Raw genomic sequence first — 18,800 nt, forward strand, 5'->3', positions numbered from 1 at the left:
AGATGTGAGTATGAAAGTTAACACAGGACCCGTTGTTGTGCAATCGTTTCATTATGATTTAGTTGATCCAAAATCTGAGCCGCAAACGGATATTCAAGTTCAAGTTCAAGATTATCCGGTAGCCGATGGTGAAGAATTATCAGGGAAAATGGTGCAAATTTTAACACCGTTTAATGTTCATCCAGCTCAAGCGGAATTTGCCGTTTCTGGATTAATTGGACAAGTTTTTCAATTGCCTGATTTTACAGGTGAGCTATCAGAAATCACACCGGAAATGGTTGCACAATTATCGCAACCGATGATTGAACAAATTCAAACCATTACTTATCAAGTGACGGCTTTGACTTTAGAACATGGTTATCATTTGGACTTTCAGGCGGATTTTGGTTCAGGAGAAATTCAGGATAATTAATTAAGTTAATAATGAGTTGATAAGACTGAGGCATGCTGTGCTTTAAAAGTGGTAAAACTTTTAAAGTTAAGCGTGATAATCGGTCTTTTTTTGTGGTTTTTGAGAGTTATTTTAACAATATTGATTTGAAAAAAGTAAAAAAGATTTTAAATAAAATAATTAACAGAAATAAGCAGTTTTAGTGATTGTTAATATAAATTATAGTATAATTTAGGTATTAATTTAGTGTTAACTCTACAATAGTTAGAGGTAAAAATCGCTCAGCAGTCGACAATACCGGTATCGACACAAAATTATTAACTGTAATTAAATGCTTGAATTTAGCAAGACAGCGACTTTAGACTTTTAGAAATTATTACTTGGATCAATCATTAAAAATTTCTTTTGGTCTCATTCTTAATAAGGGAGGTAGGAATTTGAATCCAACAATTAATCTACTTCGTTTAGACTTAATTATTAAAAAACATTGGCAAATGTTGATTAATTGTGTCATTGTCGGATTGGGCGTGGCGGCTATCTTAACGTTTGTAATTTTAAAACCGCAGTACCAAGCGCAAACACAAGTGGTGGCAACTTTACCTCATCAGTCACAGCAAACAGATAATGATGTCAATAATAATTTGCAATTAGTTAATACGTACAAGGAGTTTGTGACGGGGGATGTGGTACTTGAACAAACGGTAACTCACCTTGATCAATTAGGCGTACATCGCAGTAGTGCGCAGGTGAAAAAAGAAGTTAAGATTAAACAAGCACCTAATTCACTGATGTTTAGCATTGTAGTAACAGATAAAGATCGTTTTGCAGCAACGGAAACAGCTAATTTATTAGCACAGATGTTTCAAAAAAATGTTCAACGATACTTAAATGTAGATAAGATTGCAATTATTTCACAAGCTAAATTACCCCAGAAGCCGACTTTTCCTCCTAAAATGTTATTTCTAGGCTTAGGCAGCTTCCTGGGATTATTGTTAGGGCTCTTTTTAAGTATTCTTTTGGAATTAACCGATCAAACGGTGAAAGACGAACAATTTATCAAACAAGAATTAGCATTACCAATTATGGGGCGGGTTGCGAAAATTTCCAAAAAGCAATTACGATTGTCTGAAAATCAAGAATCTTTACTCAAAAATAGTTAAGTTATTTCACAATAGGAGAGTGAATTGATGTTTAAGAAGTACAGATCACATACTCATGATCGAGAGCAATTAAATGGAGTGAGTTTGATTAGCTTTTTTAAACCGCAATCGCCAATCACGGAACAATTTCGTACGATTCGAACTAATTTACAATTTGTTGCGACTAAAGATCACCCTTTATATTCCATGATGTTAACTTCTCCAAGTTTAGGTGAAGGTAAGTCCACAGTGGCTGCTAATTTAGCAGTGGTCTTTGCGCAAGCAGCACAACGCGTTTTATTAGTGGACGCAGATATGCGCCGTTCAACGGTGCATCGGACTTTTAACGTCAATAATCAAAGTGGACTCAGCAATTTGTTAGTTGATCAAGTTAGCCTAACTGACTGTATTCAAGAAACTAAAATTCCCAACTTATCATTAATTACTAGTGGTTTTCGGCCACCTAATCCAGCAGAATTGCTTAATTCCAATAATTTGCAGCATCTCGTGCAGCAAATGGAAACTAAGTTTGATTTGGTAATTTTTGATGCTCCACCTGTTTTGGCGGTAACAGATGCACAAATCTTGTCGCGGCAAGTTACAGGCTCGTTGTTAGTGGTTCGTCCGGGAATGACTACTAAAAAATCATTGATGCAAGCGCAAGAAACCTTGAATTTAGTCCATTCCACAATCTTTGGCGTAATTTGTAATGACTATGCTATGCAAGCACAATCTGGGTATTACTACGGTTAAAATCTACAATAGCTTCACAATTGTTAAATTGATTGGAAGGTAAAATAATGGGTAAACAAGTCAAACATTGGTTGAAAAGTTTTATTGTCATAGTGATTAGTTTAGTGGTTGTTGGTAGTGTCACTTACGCCGCACAATTATATTATGATGTTTATTCTGCTAGTAAAAATATTTATCATCCTAAAGCTGCGCACAATTTACGACATACGACTCAGTCAACCATCAAACAACAGCGACCAATTTCTATTTTGCTATTGGGAATTAATAATTCGCGCAAGGTGAGCCACAGTTCTCTGCCTTCGCTAACTGTAGCAACTTTGAATCCGCAAACTAAAACCGTGACCTTGACTAGTTTAAGTGAAAAAATTGCTGTTTCTTCGCAAAAGCAAAAAGTTTTGTTAGGACAAGCCTACAATCAAAAAGATATTAACTTGGTCATTAATTTAGTTCAAAATTACCTAAAAATTCCAGTAGATTATTACTTTGCTTTAAATTTACCGGGCTTAGGTCGCTTGGTAGATAACGTTGGGGGCATTCAAATGAATTACTTATCCTTAACGGGGCAATCGGCTCCACAAAAAACGCCTTTTGATGGTCAAAAAGTAATCCGTTATGTGGCCGTTGGTGCCACTGTCCGTCAACAACGTCAAGATCAAGTTGTTCAAGCTTTGATTCGGAAAATTTATCAGCCCCAAACTTTAACTAGTTATTCAGACCTGCTCAATAGTTTGGAAGATAATGTCCAAACTAATTTGACATTTGCCGACTTTCAACATTTGACACTGCATTATCGTGGTGTTACGCAACACGTCAAAAAGTATCAATTACTGCCTACTAGTTCTAAGACGGTCAAATTACAGGTGCAACAAGCATTAAAACAACAATTAAAATAGTATAACCTGATGAAAGGGGAATAAGAAAATAGTGGAGGAACGTAAAGTTAAGCCACAATTTAAACTGACTACAAAAACATGGAATACTTCTGACAAAGGATTAAATATTAAATTCTATCTAATTAGTAAACGATTATGCGATATTATATTTGCAATTATTGGTCTACTAGTCCTGGTAATAGCGGCGCTAATTATCAAATTAATTTATGTAATGCATGGTGACTACCAGTCCATTTTTTATCGGCAACAGCGTGTGGGTAAAAATGGCCAATTATTTACGATTTATAAATTAAGAACAATGGTTGTTGGTGCCGATGTATTATTAAAAAATGATCCGCAATTAAATCAATTATATGTTGCTAATGACTATAAAATTCCGATTGAGCAAGATCCACGCGTGACTAAAGTGGGAATTTTCTTGCGTAAGTGGTCGTTAGATGAACTACCACAATTTTGGAATATTTTAAAAGGTGAAATGAGTTTGATTGGTCCGCGACCGTTAGTTCCATCAGAATTGCGGAATTATCGAACGCCCCAAAGGATTAAACAATTACTGTCGATGCGCCCCGGGATTGTAGGATATTGGCAGGCTTGTGGTCGCAGTAATATTCCTTATCCCAGACGCTGCTCCTTGGAGTTATATTATGTTAAAAATGCCTCTTTTAGCTTTGATTTTTGGATTTTTTGGAAAAGTATTATCAGTGTCATTAAACACGTAGGAGCTTATTAAGTTGAAACGACGATTAGTTTATATTGTGGAATCCTTTGGTGGCGGGGTGTTAACTTTTTTACGGGAGTTAACGCAAGGATTAATTGGAGATTTTGAAATTATCATTCTGTATGGTCGCCGCGCGCAAACACCCGAGAATGTGGCTGATCTGTTTTCAAGTCAGATCAAATTAATTGAAATTAAAGACTTTCAACGCAGTTTAAATTTGATAGCCGATAGTCGCGCATATTGTCACTTGTATCAACTACTTAAAACTTTACAGCCCGATATTGTACATTTGAATTCTTCTAAGGCGGGCTTTTTAGGTCGCTTGTTACCATTTAATGCACAAACCAAAATTTTTTACACACCACATGGTTATAGTTTTTTAAACGCACCGCAGTCAAAGCCCCAATTAAATTTATATTTTTGGGCTGAAAAATTATTAGGATACCGCAAACGTGTGCAAACAGTCACGGTGAGTTTCAGTGAGTACCAGCAAGCTCAAAAAGTTACTAAAAATGTACAATGTATCAATAATGGTATTGACGTCCAAGCAATTGATCCAATTCAGCCAACTGATTTGCCATATCAGCATGCGATTGTAACGGTAGGGCGCATTAGTGAACAAAAAAATCCGAAGTTTTTTAATCAGTTGGCGCAAAAGTTTCCGCAACAACAGTTTTTGTGGTTGGGTGATGGACCCTTGAAGTCACAATTAACGGCGCCAAATATTCAAGTTTTAGGTTGGTTAGCGCACGAGCAAGTATTGGCTATTCTCAAACAAACGTCAATTTTCATTTTATTGTCTAAATGGGAAGGATTATCATTGGCATTATTAGAAGCGATGTATTGCCAGAATAGCTGCATAGTCAGTAACATTGCTAGTAATCAAGCAGTGATTCAGGATCAGCAAACAGGCTTGGTGGTTGCCGATTTACCGCAAGCTGTGGCGGCATTAAACGAGTTATTAAAGCAACCTGATTTATATAGTAGAGCTGCCAAAAAAAGCGTGCTGCAGAATTATGATGTACGACGGATGGTTAAAAAATATTACCAATTATATAATTCATGAGGAAACTATTGTGAAAAAGATTCTACATTTTGTGCGTACAAATATTTTTAGTGGCTTGGAAAGTACGGTTTTAAATATTTGCACCTTAGTTCCTGGCTATCAGCAAGCTTATGTTTCACCATCAGGAGTAATTGATGACTATTTAAGTGCAGCTCATGTTCAACATATTATTGTTCAGCAATTAACTCCTAGGATTGTCCGACAAGTGATTGAACAATATCAGCCAGATATTGTTCAAGGTCATGATGTGGTCGCCAGTTTGTGTTTAGCAGCTAATGCTCATTATTGTCATCAAAGCCAAATTCAAATTATTTCCCAATTGCATAGTAATGATCCCCAAATGACACATTTGACGTGGCGGTCATTATTATATGCAGTCAGTAGCTTGAGTTACGACCGAGTGATTGGAGTGTCAAAAGCTGTTTTAGATGAATTTTTATTCAAGAAACTGATTGCTGATAAATTTACAGCTATTGAAAATGTGATTAATCCACAAAGCATTAAGCAACAATTACAGTCCTCTCAAACACTGAAGAAGCAGTGGGATTGCTTATTTGTTGGACGATTAGTGGCGGCTAAGCAACCTTTGAAATTTGTCGCCGTTATGGCAGAACTAGTTAAAAGAAAGCCTGATTTACAAGCAGCAATGTTAGGCTCAGGGCCTTTAATGACGCAATTACAAAAAATGATTAGGCAAGAAGGATTGCAAAATAATATTACTTTATTGGGCTTTCAAAAAGAGCAGTATGTATATCTTAATGCTACTAAGTTATTAGTCATCACTTCTGATTATGAAGGTTTCGGTTTAGTGGCGTTGGAAAGTTTGTTACTGGCCAAACCAGTGATTGCTCCACCGGTTGGGGGGCTTGTTGAAATTGTTGATTCCACTTGTGGAGCTTTAGTGCAGACAAAGACAGAATTTGTAACGGCCATTATGCAACTCTTACAATCGCCAACTTTGTATCATTCTAAAGCTGTAGCGGCCCAGCAAAAAGCTCAGCAAATTAACCGTTTGGATCGGTTTCAACAGCAGTTTAGTCAGATTTATCAATAAAGTTTTGCTGCAGTCAACAGCTAGGTAATGTGAGTGTAATGGAAACTGTAAGTAACTCAAAGGAGATTATAATTAGTGCAATGGGAATTGAGGTCTAAAATTTGGCTGAATATGTACGGTATTTACTTATTTGGTTATATTGTATTAATGACGAGTAATTTAGGGCTAACCACGACACTGCAATTTCCTTTTTTGATTGTTTCCATGCTGGGGTTTGGTCCCTTTTTACTTTGGCGCACTTATTCTTTAACTGAATTTTTAGTTTTGGTGGGGAGCATGATCATGGCGATCATGGTTTCCGTGACGTCACATACAACCGTCTTTATTGTGTTAATTGTCTTTATTTTTAGTGCACAAAATGTGCCCGTTAGAGCTTTTGTTAAAAAAGATTGGTTAATGCGGCTTGTGGCGGTCAGTTTAGTTATACTTTTGTCAATTATGCACCTCATTCCCAATCTCTTATTGAATCGTAATGGTAGTGGCTTACGTTCTTCGTTAGGATTTGATCATCCGAATACGACGGGACAAATGTTGCTGGCTTTGATGGGTGATTTAGCGTTTCTTTACGGGCGCAAGCATCCTTACCTGGTTAATTTCACCATTCTTGCAGTTTTTATATGGAATATGGTTATGGTTGATTCACGCTCCACCGAATTAGGATTAGTGGTGTTATTGCTGTTTAATTTGTATTTTAATTGGCAGCAATCGGCCGGTCTATCTAAAACATGGACCTTAATGTGGATGGTGTTACCTTGGGTTTTGACTGGGATTTCAGTTGGTTTGATTACTAACTTTTCGGGCAGTAATTTTTATTGGCGTTTGAATGAATTATTATCCAATCGTTTAGCTTACATGAATAACGTTTGGAATTATTATCCGGTGACTATTTGGGGACAATTTATCCCCACTGGAAGTGGTTTTTATCAAGATTTAAACCGCAACGTCATCGATAATTCTTATTTTTCCATTTTAATGCGGACGGGTCTGATTTCCATTATTATTTTTCTAGGCTATCTCAGCGCTGTCATCAAACGCTTAATTCAACGACATAATTTTCAACTATTTGCCTTAGTCGTCGTTGTTTGTCTCGTTAGTTTAATGGAATCGCGTTTAAATTATTTTCAGTACAATATTGGTTTATTAATTTGGTTTATGAACGATTCGGCCCAAAAGGAGAGTAAATGATGTCCGAGGCAAATATTGATGCTGTAATTACTTGGGTTAATGACAATGATCCTAAGTGGTTAGCTAAAAAAAATCATTATCAACCCCAAGCAGATCAGTTTTTAAATGGAGCAGCACGGTACCGAGATTTTGATACCTTAAAGTATGTCTTGCGTTCTTTAGCTGATTTTGCGCCATGGATTCACAAAATTTTTTTAATAACGGATCAACAAGTGCCACAGTGGCTAGTTGAGCATCATGCAAAGTTACAAGTCGTTGATCATCGCGACTTTATTCCAACGGAATTTCTTCCGACTTTTAATTCCAATGTGATTGAAATGAATCTATACCAAATAGCTGAATTGTCCGAAAATTTTATTTTATTTAATGACGATACGTTGTTAACCCGACCAGTGCAACCTACAGATTTTTTTGTGCATGATTTACCTAAAGATACCGCCGCTTTATCCCCCATTTGCCCAGAGATTGATGGAATTGAAAGCTCGATGGCTAATGATGTCAAGTTGATTAACTCGCAATTTACCCAAAAAGCAGTGGTAAAAAACTATTGGTCAAAATTTTTTAATTGGCGTAACGGCCCCTATAATTTACGGACTTTGTTTTTGTTGCCTTATACCAAGTTTAGTGGTTTTATGGACTTTCATATTCCACTATCACTCAAAAAAAGTGTGTTACAAGCTTTGGCAGAACAATTTCCTCAACAATTTTTACAAACTAACAAACACCGCTTGCGCTCAAATGGTGATCTGACCATTTGGTTGGTTCGTTACTGGCAGCTGTGCACGGGACAATTTCAACCGCGCAGCTATCGTTTTGGTAAATATTTACCATTAACTGACTTGCCTGCTATTCAAACAGCTTTAACTGATCGGCATTGTAAAACTATTTGTGTGAATGATGTTCCAATGACAACGACACAATTACTGGATGTGCAGAATAATTTGGCGGGAATTTTGGAGCAAAGATTACCCCATAAATCATCGTTTGAAAAAAATTAAAACAATGGGAGATTTTAGTAGTGCAGTTAATTAAGAACTATTTATATAACGCAGTTTACCAAATTTTTGTATTACTAATTCCGTTAGTCACGATGCCATATATTGCCCGCATTTTGGGAGCAAAAAATTCTGGTATTGTGGCCTTTACGGCTTCCAATACGCAATATTTTGTATTACTGGCTTCGTTAGGAATATCAGTTTACGGCAACCGAGAGGTGGCTTATCATCGCCAAGATCGACGCACATTATCACAAATTTTTTGGGAATTATTTAGTTTACGACTTATTATGATGTTTGTAACCCTGGGGTTATTTGCGCTCTTATTAATAGGACAGAAGCAATATGTCATGGCTTACATGGCACAATCTGTTTTAATTATTGCCACGGCATTTGATATTTCGTGGTTTTTTATGGGCTTAGAAAATTTTAAAGTGACGGTGATGCGTAACTTTGTGGTCAAACTCATTTCCTTGGTTTTAATTTTTATTTTGGTTAAGTCGAAAGCAGATACAGTCATCTATATTCTTATTACTTCTGTAGCCCAATTGTTAGGTAATTTATCTATGTTTACTTATCTCAAAAACTATGTGGTTTGGCCGCAATGGCCATTGCATTTTTCTAAGCATTTCCGTCAAGCCTTACTGTTTTTTATACCCCAAATTTCAGTATCCTTATATACTTCGTTTAACAAAACTATTCTGGGTTGGTTAGTTTCAGTTACTGCTGCAGGGATGTTTGACTACGCTGATCGAATTGTCCGCTTAGCATTAGCGGTGGTCACGGCGGTAGGAACCGTCATGTTACCACGAATGGCGCAAATGTTTGCTCAAGGCAATTTGACTAAAGTCAAACGTTATCTATGTTTGTTATTTAACGGAATTAGTTATTTGGCTGTGCCAATTATGTTTGGTTTGGCTGCCATTGCACCCAAATTTATTCCGTTTTTTCTAGGTCATCATTATCAAGTTGTGAGTGTATTAACGATGCTAGAAGCAGTGGTGATTGTCATTATTGCCTGGGAAAATGTGTTGGGTAATCAATATTTAATTCCCACTAATCAAACAGCAACTTATACGAAAGCAATTTTGGTAGGAGCGCTGGTGAGTTTATTGTTGAATCCACCATTAGCCAAATTTTTTGGACAAATAGGTGCCACCTTTGCCATGGTAATAGTGGAAAGTAGTATCTTACTTTATGAATTATTTGCTCTCAGAAAAGTAGTTTCTTGGAAAGAATTGTTTGGAGATTGCTGGAAAGCCTTTTTAGCTGGTAGTATCATGTTCTTAGTGGTTTATCCACTGAACTTGTGGTTAAGCTTTAACATTGTTACGCTATTATTAGAAGTGGTTTTAGGCGTAGTAATCTATTTTAGTTTGTTGTGGATTCTACATCCGCAAGTTAAAACAGTTGTGTTAAATTTACTCAAGCAACATTAATTTTGATAAAGATTGGTAAAAAAAGGTAAGCGGGCTGGTACTTGGTCGGCTTTTTTAATACTATATTATTGAGACACTAAAAATAGTGGATAATACAAACCAGTAGTAAGTAACGAGAGATCATTTAAATTCTAGAGACTGGTTAAAAAACATTATTTTAATGACTGTGCTTGTTCAACGATTAGTCAAGTAATGTTAATGGGAGAAGAAAATGGTTCGTAAAAAAGCGGTACAAACTAGTAAGAAGAAGCGTAAAAAACATGCACAAGTAAAAGAAGCGGATTATGTTATCAATTTGGTGGGCTTAGCACTAGTATTGCTTTCAATTTTGGCGGATTTTAAATTAGGTCTAGTTGGGCGCTTTTGTGCTAATTTATACCGCATTTTAGTTGGTAACGGATTTCAAGTGTTAGCGGTTGTAGTAACTATCATTGGACTTAGTATGTTTGTTTTGGGGCGGATACCGCGCTTAGCTGGTAAACAATTATGGGGAATCATCTTTGTTACTAGCAGTTTGTTAACGTTAATGCATGCGGCTTTGTTTAAGCAATTACAATTAAGTCATGATTTAGTTCATATCACGTGGCGCATGTTAGCGGGAGATATAGCTATTAATCAAGTGGCTTCAAATGTTGGTGGTGGAATGCTGGGTGCTTGGTTACTGACACTGTTCCAAGAATTATTTTCGATGCCCGGAACTTATTTATTATGTGGTTTATTACTAATCTGTGGGATACTAATGATTTTGAATGTGCAGATTAAACAAGTAGTAATGGTGTTTCAAAAAATGATTAGTGGTTGTCAATGGTTAGGTAATTATTTAAAAACAGCTTATCAAGAACAACCAGTTCATGAGCCACATTTAACGAATCGAAAATTAAAACCGCAACGTTCTGCAACTGAAAGTTCAGATCACAATCAGCCAGCTGTTCCTAAAACTGAGCCAGCAACTCAAGGGGATGATGATTTTAAAATTGAAACGCCCCCAACTTTAAAACCGGTAACCCCCAATTTACAACCAGTCACTAGTAGCGTATCCAATGAAGATTATCAATTGCCAGATCTTTCGTTGCTCAAACAAGTTCCGCCAGCAGATCAATCGCAGGAGTATGCATTAATTGATCAAAATCGGAAAAAATTAAAAGAAACCTTAGCTAGTTTTGGAGTTGAAGTGGAAGTTAAAAAAGCTACGCTGGGGCCCACAGTTACGAAGTACGAAATTCAGCCGGCAGTTGGTGTTAAAGTCAGTCGTATTGTTAATTTAGCGGACGATTTAGCTCTGGCCTTGGCCGCCAAAGACTTGCGCATTGAAGCCCCTATTCCTGGCAAGCCTTATATTGGCATTGAGGTCCCGAACCAAACGCCTTCTATGGTTTCCTTTCGCGAAATTATTGAAAATCAACCAGAGCATGCGCAACAGGTTTTGGCTGTTCCTTTGGGCAAAGATGTCTATGGACAAATTGCAATGTGTGATTTGGCGCAATTACCGCATTTACTAATTGCGGGTTCCACCGGTAGTGGTAAATCAGTGGCGATTAATACGATTATTACGGGGCTATTAATGCAAGCTAGTCCGCAGGTAGTGAAAATGATTCTAATTGATCCCAAAATGGTTGAGTTAAGTATGTATAATGGCATTCCGCATTTATTAATCCCGGTAGTGACCGATGCTAAAAAAGCTAATAGTGCTCTTCAAAAAGCGGTCCAAGAAATGGAACGCCGGTACCAATTATTTGAACAAACCGGTTATCGCAAGATTGAGGAGTATAATCAAGCTGTTGAACAAAATAATCAAGATAAAACTAAACCCGTCAAGGAAAAATTACCTTATATTATTATTGTAGTTGATGAATTGTCCGATTTGATGATGGTTGCTGGCCGTGATGTAGAAAATTCAATTGTGCGGCTAGCCCAAAAAGCGCGCGCAGCTGGAATGCACCTGATTTTAGCAACACAAAGACCATCAGTTGATGTGATTACCGGTTTAATTAAGGCCAACATTCCTTCCCGAATGGCTTTTGCTGTTTCTAGCAATATTGATTCACGCACAATTTTAGATTCACCTGGCGCGGAAAAATTGCTAGGACGGGGAGATATGTTATTTGAACCCATTGGGCAAAATAAGCCTAGCCGAATTCAAGGAGCATACATTTCGACAGAAGAAGTGGAACGCGTCGTTGATTTTGTTAAGCAGCAGCAGGCCGCAGCATATGATGAACAGCTATTACCAAGTGACCAAGCAGAAGCGACTAATAGTCAGCAAGTTGATGATGAGTATTGGCAAGAAGCGGTCGAATTAGTTGCTCGGGAACAAAAAGCGAGTGTATCAATGTTACAACGGCGGTTTCAAATTGGTTATAATCGCGCCGCCCGCTTAGTTGATGCGATGGAAGAACGTGGAATTGTGGGACCCGCCCAAGGATCTAAGTCACGTAAAGTATTGATTGATCGCCCAGAAATTGAGGATATTAGAAAAGATGAATGAACCTAAAATTATACAATTACGCCCGGGGGTGGAGTTGTGGTGGTTACCGACTGATAAATTTCAAGTGTTTCGTTGGGAATTTAATTTTGTTACGCCGCAAAAAAAAGCACAAACTACTCAACGTAAATTGTTGGTCAACTTATTACAACGCTCTAGTAAACGATATACGACACAAGCACAGTTGGCCCGGCAGTTATCTTTATTATATGGGGCAGAGATTACAGGAAAAACGAGTATTTTACGAAATTTAAATATATTATCGTTAGCTGTGACAGCCCCAGCAGCTTTTCAGACAACTAGTTTAATACAACCAGGATTGAAATTATTGTCAGAATTAATTGCGGCTCCTAATTTGCAAGCGAACCAGCAACTTTTTATGGAATCCGCGTTTCAGCTTGAGCAAACTAATTTAGCTAATTTTTATCAATCACTGCAAGATGATTATGCGTTGAAAGCTAGCTTAGGGTTAAAGCAAATATTAGCCAGTGCCGATTATCAAGTGCCAGCATTTGGGTCTTCGACACAGTTACACCAATTGACTAATGAGCAAGTTAGTCAACAATATCATGACTTAATAAAACAAGATCGATTAATTATGACGCTGGTGGGTGATCCGCACGATCAGGCAACTACTACCTTTTTACAGCAACTGGATTTTTTAACGGCCCGCGCACAATCAATTAACTTGAAGGCGCAGCAGTTATTAACTTTACCAAAACATCCTGTCTGTATCCAACAACATGAACCCATTCAGCAGAGTCAATTAGTGATGGCTTACCATAGTTCTACAAAGCACGCAGCGGCTGTTTGGCAAGTCTTCAATATGATGTTGGGTGGTGATGACCAATCGTTATTGTTCATTAATGTCCGGGAGCAAAAGGGCTTAGCTTACTCAATTTATAGTACAGTGAATGCTTTTGAAGGATTGGTAACAATTCAAGCGGGCGTTTCAGCCGCGCAAATTGCAACTGCTCAAGAGCTAATTCAACAACAAATCACGCAATTGGCCGAACAAGATCATGAGCAGTTGTTACAGCATGCAAAATTAGCGTTAGTTAATCAACGACTGATTGATTCTGATAATATTGCTCACCAAAGTGAGCGGTTACTGTTAAAGGCGCTTAACTCCCACTTTATTTGGCCTGATAGTGACTATGCTCACCAAATTCAAGCGGTGCAATTAGCTGAGGTTCAAGCTTTAGCGGCACAGTTACAGTTAAGTGCCCAATATCAATTAATAGGTGATAATAAATGAGTTCTTTAGAAATTACTACAATTCATAATTCCGCCAATTTACCAATTAAAGCAATCATTAAACCTGATTTTCATCAAACTTATGCTTTAGCCATGGTTGATTTTGGTTCCTTAGATTCGACGATAACTAATCAATCAAATATTATCCCGGGTTCTGCTCATTTTCTTGAACATAAGTTATTTGCCAAACCTAATTTTGATAGTGCCGAAGCTTTTGCTAAATTTGGTGCTAATTCCAATGCTTTTACGAGTTATACCAAAACAGCTTATTTATTTCAAACTGTAGGACAAGTAGCCAATAATCTGGGAGTATTGCTAGATTTGATCAGTCGACCGTATTTTACGGCAGCGAATGTTTTAAAAGAACAAAAGATTATTGCCCAGGAAATTCAGATGTATGCCGATAACCCGGATTGGGTCTTGGAACAAGCTACTTTAAATAACTTGTTTCCCCATGATCCCATTACACAAGATATTGCGGGTACTTTAAGCTCAATTCAAGAAATCACCGCCGCTAATTTATTAGCGATTTACCAACAATATTATGTGCCTAGTAATTTTCAGATTTATTTAGCTGGTGCTATTGATCAACAAAAGTTAGAATTTCAGTTGGCCGAAATTATTGCTCATAATCAGGCTATCCAACAGTTTGCGCACCGAACTAAGCAACCTATTTTGCGGTATCGGCCAGTGGACTATCCTGTCAAAAGTGCACAAGAGATTGTCTTTAAAGCGCAGCGGCCGCATATGATGATTGGTTTACGAATTATGATCCAAGCTAGTTTATCCGAGATGATTGTTTTACAAAATCAATTGGAATTGTTATTCGAATTGATTTTAGGCGAAACCTCCTCATTCAGACAATCTTTATTAGAACAGCACTTGATTGATGATAGCTTTGGTTATAGTGTCATTGTAGAACGGCAATATGCCTTTATTTTGATTAGTGCAGAAACTGACCAGCCCCATCATTTAGGAGAAGTTTTACGCACGTATTTACTCAAGCAGAAGTTTATGGCAGAATTAACAGCGGCAGCTTTAGAGATGGTTAAAGCTGATAGTATTGGGAGCTATTTGTTTGCGAGTGACTATATGGAAAATTTGGCTACAGAATCAGCAGAGTTGGCTTTTTATGATTTGAGTTATGAACAAATGCCATCATTAATTAATCAGGTTTCTTTGGAAAAGTTGCAAACTTTAGCGACCACAATTTTTCAAGCAGATAATATGACCATTACTTATTTACAGCCGGAGATGAATTAAATGAAGTGGGCGTTAATTTTAGGAGCAAGTGGAGGAATGGGCCAAGCTATTGCTGCTGATTTAGCACAAGCAGGCTGGTCATTGTATCTTCAAGGTAACGAACATATTGCGCAATTACAACAGGATCAACAACAATTACAGCAGCAATATCCCCAACAAGATTTTTTGGTTTTAAAATCCGATTTCAAGAAGCTTGAAAATACTGCCCAAATAGTTGATAATATCTTTAGTTTAGATGCCCTGATTGCGGCACAAGGAATTACTAATTATCAGTTATTTGATCAGTTGAGTTTGACACAAATGCAGGAAATTTTGCGTGTTAATGTGGTTTTTCCATTGCACTTGATCCAACAATTGCAAGATAAGTTGGCGGTCAGTCATTGTGGCAGAATTGTTTTATTAGGTTCAGTATATGGCGCTCAAGGTAGTGCAATGGAAGTGATGTATAGTACCACTAAAGGTGCTTTGACCGCTTTTGCGAAAGCTTATGCAAAAGAAGTGGCTAGTTTAGGCATCACAGTCAATGTTTTGGCTCCTGGGGCAGTGGATACTACTATGAATCAAATGCTAACTCCACCGGCTAAACAGCAACTAGTGGAACAGATTCCGCTAGGAAGAATGGCGACTCCACAAGATTTAAGTTATTGGATTAGAACGATTTTGGATCCTAAAGCCCAATACTTGACAGGTCAAACTTTGTACGTAACTGGTGGTTGGTTAAATTAATTAGTTATTTAAATTTCAATATAATGGTGGTTGAGCAATGAGTGAATTAGGCGATAAATTACGTGATGCACGGCTGGAAAAGGGTTATACAATTGATGATCTACAAAAAATAACTAAAATTCAAAAACGTTATTTAACGGCAATTGAAGAAGGACGATTAGATCAATTACCCGGTGATTTTTATGTGCGTGCTTTTGTCAAACAGTATGCGGATAGTGTTGGGTTAGATAGCCAAGCTTTAATTGAGGACTATCAGTCGGAAATTCCTAAAGTACAACCAGAAGAGACACCCGTCCAGTCACCAACGGTTAAAAAAGAAGCTTTGGCTCCTAATTTAAAACGGCATTGGCCACAGATTGTAATTTTAGCAGTAGTGCTAATTATTGTGATTTTAATTTGTTTAGTGGCAGCGAAAGTTCACAAGCAAAATGCTAATCCAATTCCAACTTCGCATCAAAAAGTGGAACAAACAACGACTAAAAAGCCGAAGAAGCATATTAAAAAGCCAGTAGCTAAGCAGTCAACTAAAAAAACAACTGCCAACAATAAAAATCTAGTTTTAAAGGCAGATGCTGATGTGGCTGATCATTTTACCATTCAAAATTGGTCACAACAACCGCAGCACGAAGTTAAATTACAAGCTACTTCTGCCCAGGCGTGGATTGCGGTACGGGCTAATGGACAAACTGTTTGGCAAGGAGCTTTACAGCCTAATTCTGAGCAAACGGTTCAATTGAGTAGTAATTTAAAACAATTTCAAGTACAAACTGGTAATGCTGCGGTAACTAAAGTTTTGATTAATAATCAAAACTTGCCAGTTCCAGATAATCAAACTGGTACGGTTCATACCTATACAATGCAAATTAAGGAGTAATCTGAATGAATTTACCCAATAAATTAACTTTATTACGGATTATTTTAATTCCCATCTTTATGATTTTTATGTCGATTGATTTTCATTTAGGACAGGTGAGTTTTTTAGCAACGACCATTACGTGGCAATCATTAATCGCTACAATTATCTTTATAGTAGCTTCTATTACAGATTTTATTGATGGTAAAATTGCGCGTGGACGTCATTTGGTGACCAATTTTGGTAAATATATGGATCCATTAGCTGATAAAATGTTGGTTTTAACAGCGTTCGTGTATTTGGCAGCTCGGCACCAAGCCCCGGCTTGGATTGTGGCAATTATTGCTTGTCGCGAGTTATTGATTACGACATTAAGATTATTGATTGTGGAACAGGGTGGTTCCGTCATGGCAGCACAGATGCCCGGTAAAATTAAAACTGCAACCCAAATGTTGGCAATTGTTTTCTTAATGTTAAAAGATCCGATTTTTGCTTATTGGAATATTCCGTTTGGTTTAATTATGTTATATATTTGTTTAATCTTTACCGTTTATTCGGCATATGATTATTTATGGCAGAATCGTCAGTTTTATTCTGATTTTAAATAATTGAAACGTCCTGTTAGTTAATAGGACGTTTTTTGCTTTTTTAAGTTATTTAGTAAGATAATTTTGTAATTAATAAAAGGGTGATTGGATGTCAGAAGAAATAAAACAATTTTGGATGTGTCAAGGGAATCCGCCCCAATTTAATTGGGCTGATTATCAACCTTTAATAGCACAAGTGGTACGCGGATTGCAACATAATAAGCAAACCATTACGGCAGCAGAAAGTTTAAGCGCGGGTTTATTTCAAGCAACCTTAGCGACCGTACCTGGTGCTTCGCAAGTTTTTGCGGGTGGTTTTGTGACTTACTCGCTAGCCATGAAAGCTCAATTATTAGCTATTGATGCAGATTTATTAGAACATTATGGAGTGGTGAGTGCTTGGACGGCCGAACAAATGGCGCAAAATAGTGCTCGGATTATTGGTAGTGATTGGGGGGTCGGCTTAACAGGTGTGGCTGGACCAGGTTTATTGGAGCAACAACAACCAGGGACCGTTTATCTAGGAGTTAAGTCACCCAAAGATGTGCAAGTTCGGCGGTTTGCGTTTCAAGGAACCAGACAAGTCATTCGCCAAAAAAGTGTAATTGCTGCTTTTATTATGATTTTAAATCAGTTATAATCTTGATTGAGAGAACAAACGTTTGGCATGGAGGTATTAAAGTGGCTAAAGATAATAAAGAAGATGAAGCTGGTCGCGAGGAAGCGCTGAATAAAGCTCTAAAGAAAATTGAAAAAGATTTTGGTAAAGGAGCTATTATGCGTTTGGGAGAAAGTCCTAAAACTAAAGTTTCTTCTATTTCAAGTGGTTCTTTGGCTTTGGATAATGCGTTGGGCATTGGTGGTTATCCGCGCGGCAGAATTGTGGAAATATATGGTCCAGAAAGTTCTGGTAAAACAACTGTGGCCTTACATGCTGTGGCAGAAGTGCAAAAGAACGGGGGAACCGCAGCTTATATTGATGCTGAAAATGCGATGGATCCAGATTATGCTAAGGCTTTGGGAGTTGATATTGACAATTTGTTATTGTCACAGCCAGATACTGGAGAACAAGGACTGGAAATTGCTGATGCTTTAATTAAAAGTGGTGCGATTGATATCTTGGTCATTGATTCAGTAGCTGCCTTGGTTCCTAAGGCAGAAATTGATGGTGAAATGGGTGACTCACATGTCGGCTTGCAGGCGCGGATGATGTCGCAAGCTTTACGTAAGCTGTCTGGTAATATTAATAAAACCAAAACGATTGCTTTATTCATTAATCAAATTCGTGAAAAAGTGGGCGTTATGTTTGGTAATCCGGAAACTACTCCCGGTGGTCGTGCTTTAAAGTTTTACGCGACAGTGCGCTTAGAGGTTCGCCGTTCTGAACAGATCAAAGAGGGCTCTGACGTTATTGGTAATAAAGTTAAAATTAAAGTGGTTAAAAATAAGGTAGCACCGCCCTTTAAATTAGCACTAGTAGATATTATGTATGGTCACGGAATTTCACAAACAGGTGAGATTTTAGATATGGCTGCTGATCAAGAAATTATTAACAAGAGTGGTTCTTGGTACTCTTATCAAAATGAACGTATCGGTCAAGGCCGCGAAAATGCGAAAGCATATCTAGATGATCATCCAGAGATGAAAGCCGATATTAAACAGCAGGTTCGTGATGCTTATCAAATGGACGATATTAAACAATCAACTACTGAAGATCAAGCAGTAGAAAAAACTGCTGCCGATTCTAAAAACAATAAAACTGATCTTAATTTAACAGATCAATAATTTTGGTTAAAATTTGCTGCTTGGAAAGATTTGCCTATTATCGAAACTTTTTAACGTTAAAGTTCTGATTCAAATAAACATTCGTTGACAGTTTGCCCAATAAACAATAATATTAATATGTACCGAGTTTTAAAGCAGTAATTTAATTAAGTGCTTTATCTAGGTGCCAATAAAATAGAAAAAGAAACTGAAACGAATGTGCTTATTTGAATGT

The 18,800-nt window shown here is 37.4% G+C and carries 18 protein-coding genes; all 18 read left to right on the forward strand.

Annotated features, from left to right (window positions below; translation table 11 throughout):
• Positions 1-10 precede the first annotated feature (10 nt).
• The 18 genes from AC3B6D_RS02675 (at position 11) to recA (ending at position 18,586) form a co-directional block, all read left to right on the forward strand.
• The gene (locus AC3B6D_RS02675; RefSeq protein ID WP_489757338.1) at positions 11-412 is read left to right on the forward strand and encodes a DUF1149 family protein; all 402 of its coding nucleotides are present in this window, start codon (positions 11-13) and stop codon (positions 410-412) included.
• A 416-nt stretch (positions 413-828) separates the two neighbouring features.
• Positions 829-1,551, forward strand: a complete 723-nt coding sequence (locus AC3B6D_RS02680) for a YveK family protein (protein WP_489757339.1) — start codon at positions 829-831, stop codon at positions 1,549-1,551.
• Positions 1,552-1,578: 27 nt separating this feature from the next.
• Positions 1,579-2,283, forward strand: a complete 705-nt coding sequence (locus tag AC3B6D_RS02685; protein ID WP_489757340.1) for a CpsD/CapB family tyrosine-protein kinase — start codon at positions 1,579-1,581, stop codon at positions 2,281-2,283.
• A gap of 47 nt (positions 2,284-2,330) precedes the next feature.
• Positions 2,331-3,176, forward strand: coding sequence for an LCP family glycopolymer transferase (locus AC3B6D_RS02690; protein WP_489757341.1), 846 nt, complete (start codon positions 2,331-2,333; stop codon positions 3,174-3,176).
• Between the two features lie 31 nt (positions 3,177-3,207).
• Positions 3,208-3,906 (forward strand): sugar transferase, encoded by a 699-nt coding sequence (locus tag AC3B6D_RS02695; protein ID WP_489757342.1) that lies wholly within the window; start codon positions 3,208-3,210, stop codon positions 3,904-3,906.
• A gap of 1 nt (position 3,907) precedes the next feature.
• Positions 3,908-4,960, forward strand: coding sequence for a glycosyltransferase (locus tag AC3B6D_RS02700; RefSeq protein ID WP_489757343.1), 1,053 nt, complete (start codon positions 3,908-3,910; stop codon positions 4,958-4,960).
• 10 nt (positions 4,961-4,970) lie between these two features.
• Positions 4,971-6,014: a glycosyltransferase gene (locus AC3B6D_RS02705; protein WP_489774838.1), complete on the forward strand. Its 1,044-nt coding sequence runs from the start codon at positions 4,971-4,973 to the stop codon at positions 6,012-6,014.
• A gap of 75 nt (positions 6,015-6,089) precedes the next feature.
• The gene (locus tag AC3B6D_RS02710; protein ID WP_489774839.1) at positions 6,090-7,199 is read left to right on the forward strand and encodes a hypothetical protein; all 1,110 of its coding nucleotides are present in this window, start codon (positions 6,090-6,092) and stop codon (positions 7,197-7,199) included.
• Positions 7,199-8,197 (forward strand): Stealth CR1 domain-containing protein, encoded by a 999-nt coding sequence (locus tag AC3B6D_RS02715; RefSeq protein ID WP_489769105.1) that lies wholly within the window; start codon positions 7,199-7,201, stop codon positions 8,195-8,197. The genes AC3B6D_RS02710 and AC3B6D_RS02715 overlap by 1 nt, the downstream gene beginning before the upstream one ends.
• Before the next feature lie 20 nt (positions 8,198-8,217).
• Positions 8,218-9,633 (forward strand): oligosaccharide flippase family protein, encoded by a 1,416-nt coding sequence (locus AC3B6D_RS02720; RefSeq protein ID WP_489774840.1) that lies wholly within the window; start codon positions 8,218-8,220, stop codon positions 9,631-9,633.
• A gap of 211 nt (positions 9,634-9,844) precedes the next feature.
• On the forward strand, positions 9,845-12,118 hold the full coding sequence (locus tag AC3B6D_RS02725; protein ID WP_489774841.1) for a DNA translocase FtsK: 2,274 nt from the start codon (positions 9,845-9,847) through the stop codon (positions 12,116-12,118).
• On the forward strand, positions 12,111-13,373 hold the full coding sequence (locus AC3B6D_RS02730) for a M16 family metallopeptidase (RefSeq protein WP_489774842.1): 1,263 nt from the start codon (positions 12,111-12,113) through the stop codon (positions 13,371-13,373). The genes AC3B6D_RS02725 and AC3B6D_RS02730 overlap by 8 nt, the downstream gene beginning before the upstream one ends.
• A complete protein-coding gene (gene yfmH / locus AC3B6D_RS02735; RefSeq protein WP_489774843.1) occupies positions 13,370-14,635 on the forward strand; it encodes an EF-P 5-aminopentanol modification-associated protein YfmH in 1,266 nt (421 codons plus the stop codon). The genes AC3B6D_RS02730 and yfmH overlap by 4 nt, the downstream gene beginning before the upstream one ends.
• Positions 14,636-15,361, forward strand: a complete 726-nt coding sequence (ymfI, locus tag AC3B6D_RS02740; protein WP_489757351.1) for an elongation factor P 5-aminopentanone reductase — start codon at positions 14,636-14,638, stop codon at positions 15,359-15,361.
• Positions 15,362-15,398: 37 nt separating this feature from the next.
• Positions 15,399-16,235, forward strand: a complete 837-nt coding sequence (locus tag AC3B6D_RS02745) for a helix-turn-helix domain-containing protein (protein ID WP_489757352.1) — start codon at positions 15,399-15,401, stop codon at positions 16,233-16,235.
• Positions 16,236-16,240: 5 nt separating this feature from the next.
• Complete coding sequence (gene pgsA / locus AC3B6D_RS02750; RefSeq protein WP_489757353.1) at positions 16,241-16,822, forward strand: CDP-diacylglycerol--glycerol-3-phosphate 3-phosphatidyltransferase; 582 nt, start codon at positions 16,241-16,243, stop codon at positions 16,820-16,822.
• Between the two features lie 88 nt (positions 16,823-16,910).
• Positions 16,911-17,441, forward strand: coding sequence for a CinA family protein (locus AC3B6D_RS02755; protein ID WP_489757354.1), 531 nt, complete (start codon positions 16,911-16,913; stop codon positions 17,439-17,441).
• Between the two features lie 41 nt (positions 17,442-17,482).
• Positions 17,483-18,586 (forward strand): recombinase RecA, encoded by a 1,104-nt coding sequence (gene recA, locus AC3B6D_RS02760; RefSeq protein ID WP_489774844.1) that lies wholly within the window; start codon positions 17,483-17,485, stop codon positions 18,584-18,586.
• The last annotated feature ends 214 nt before the right edge of the window (positions 18,587-18,800 follow it).

This window comes from Bombilactobacillus sp. ESL1097 (assembly GCF_058107205.1).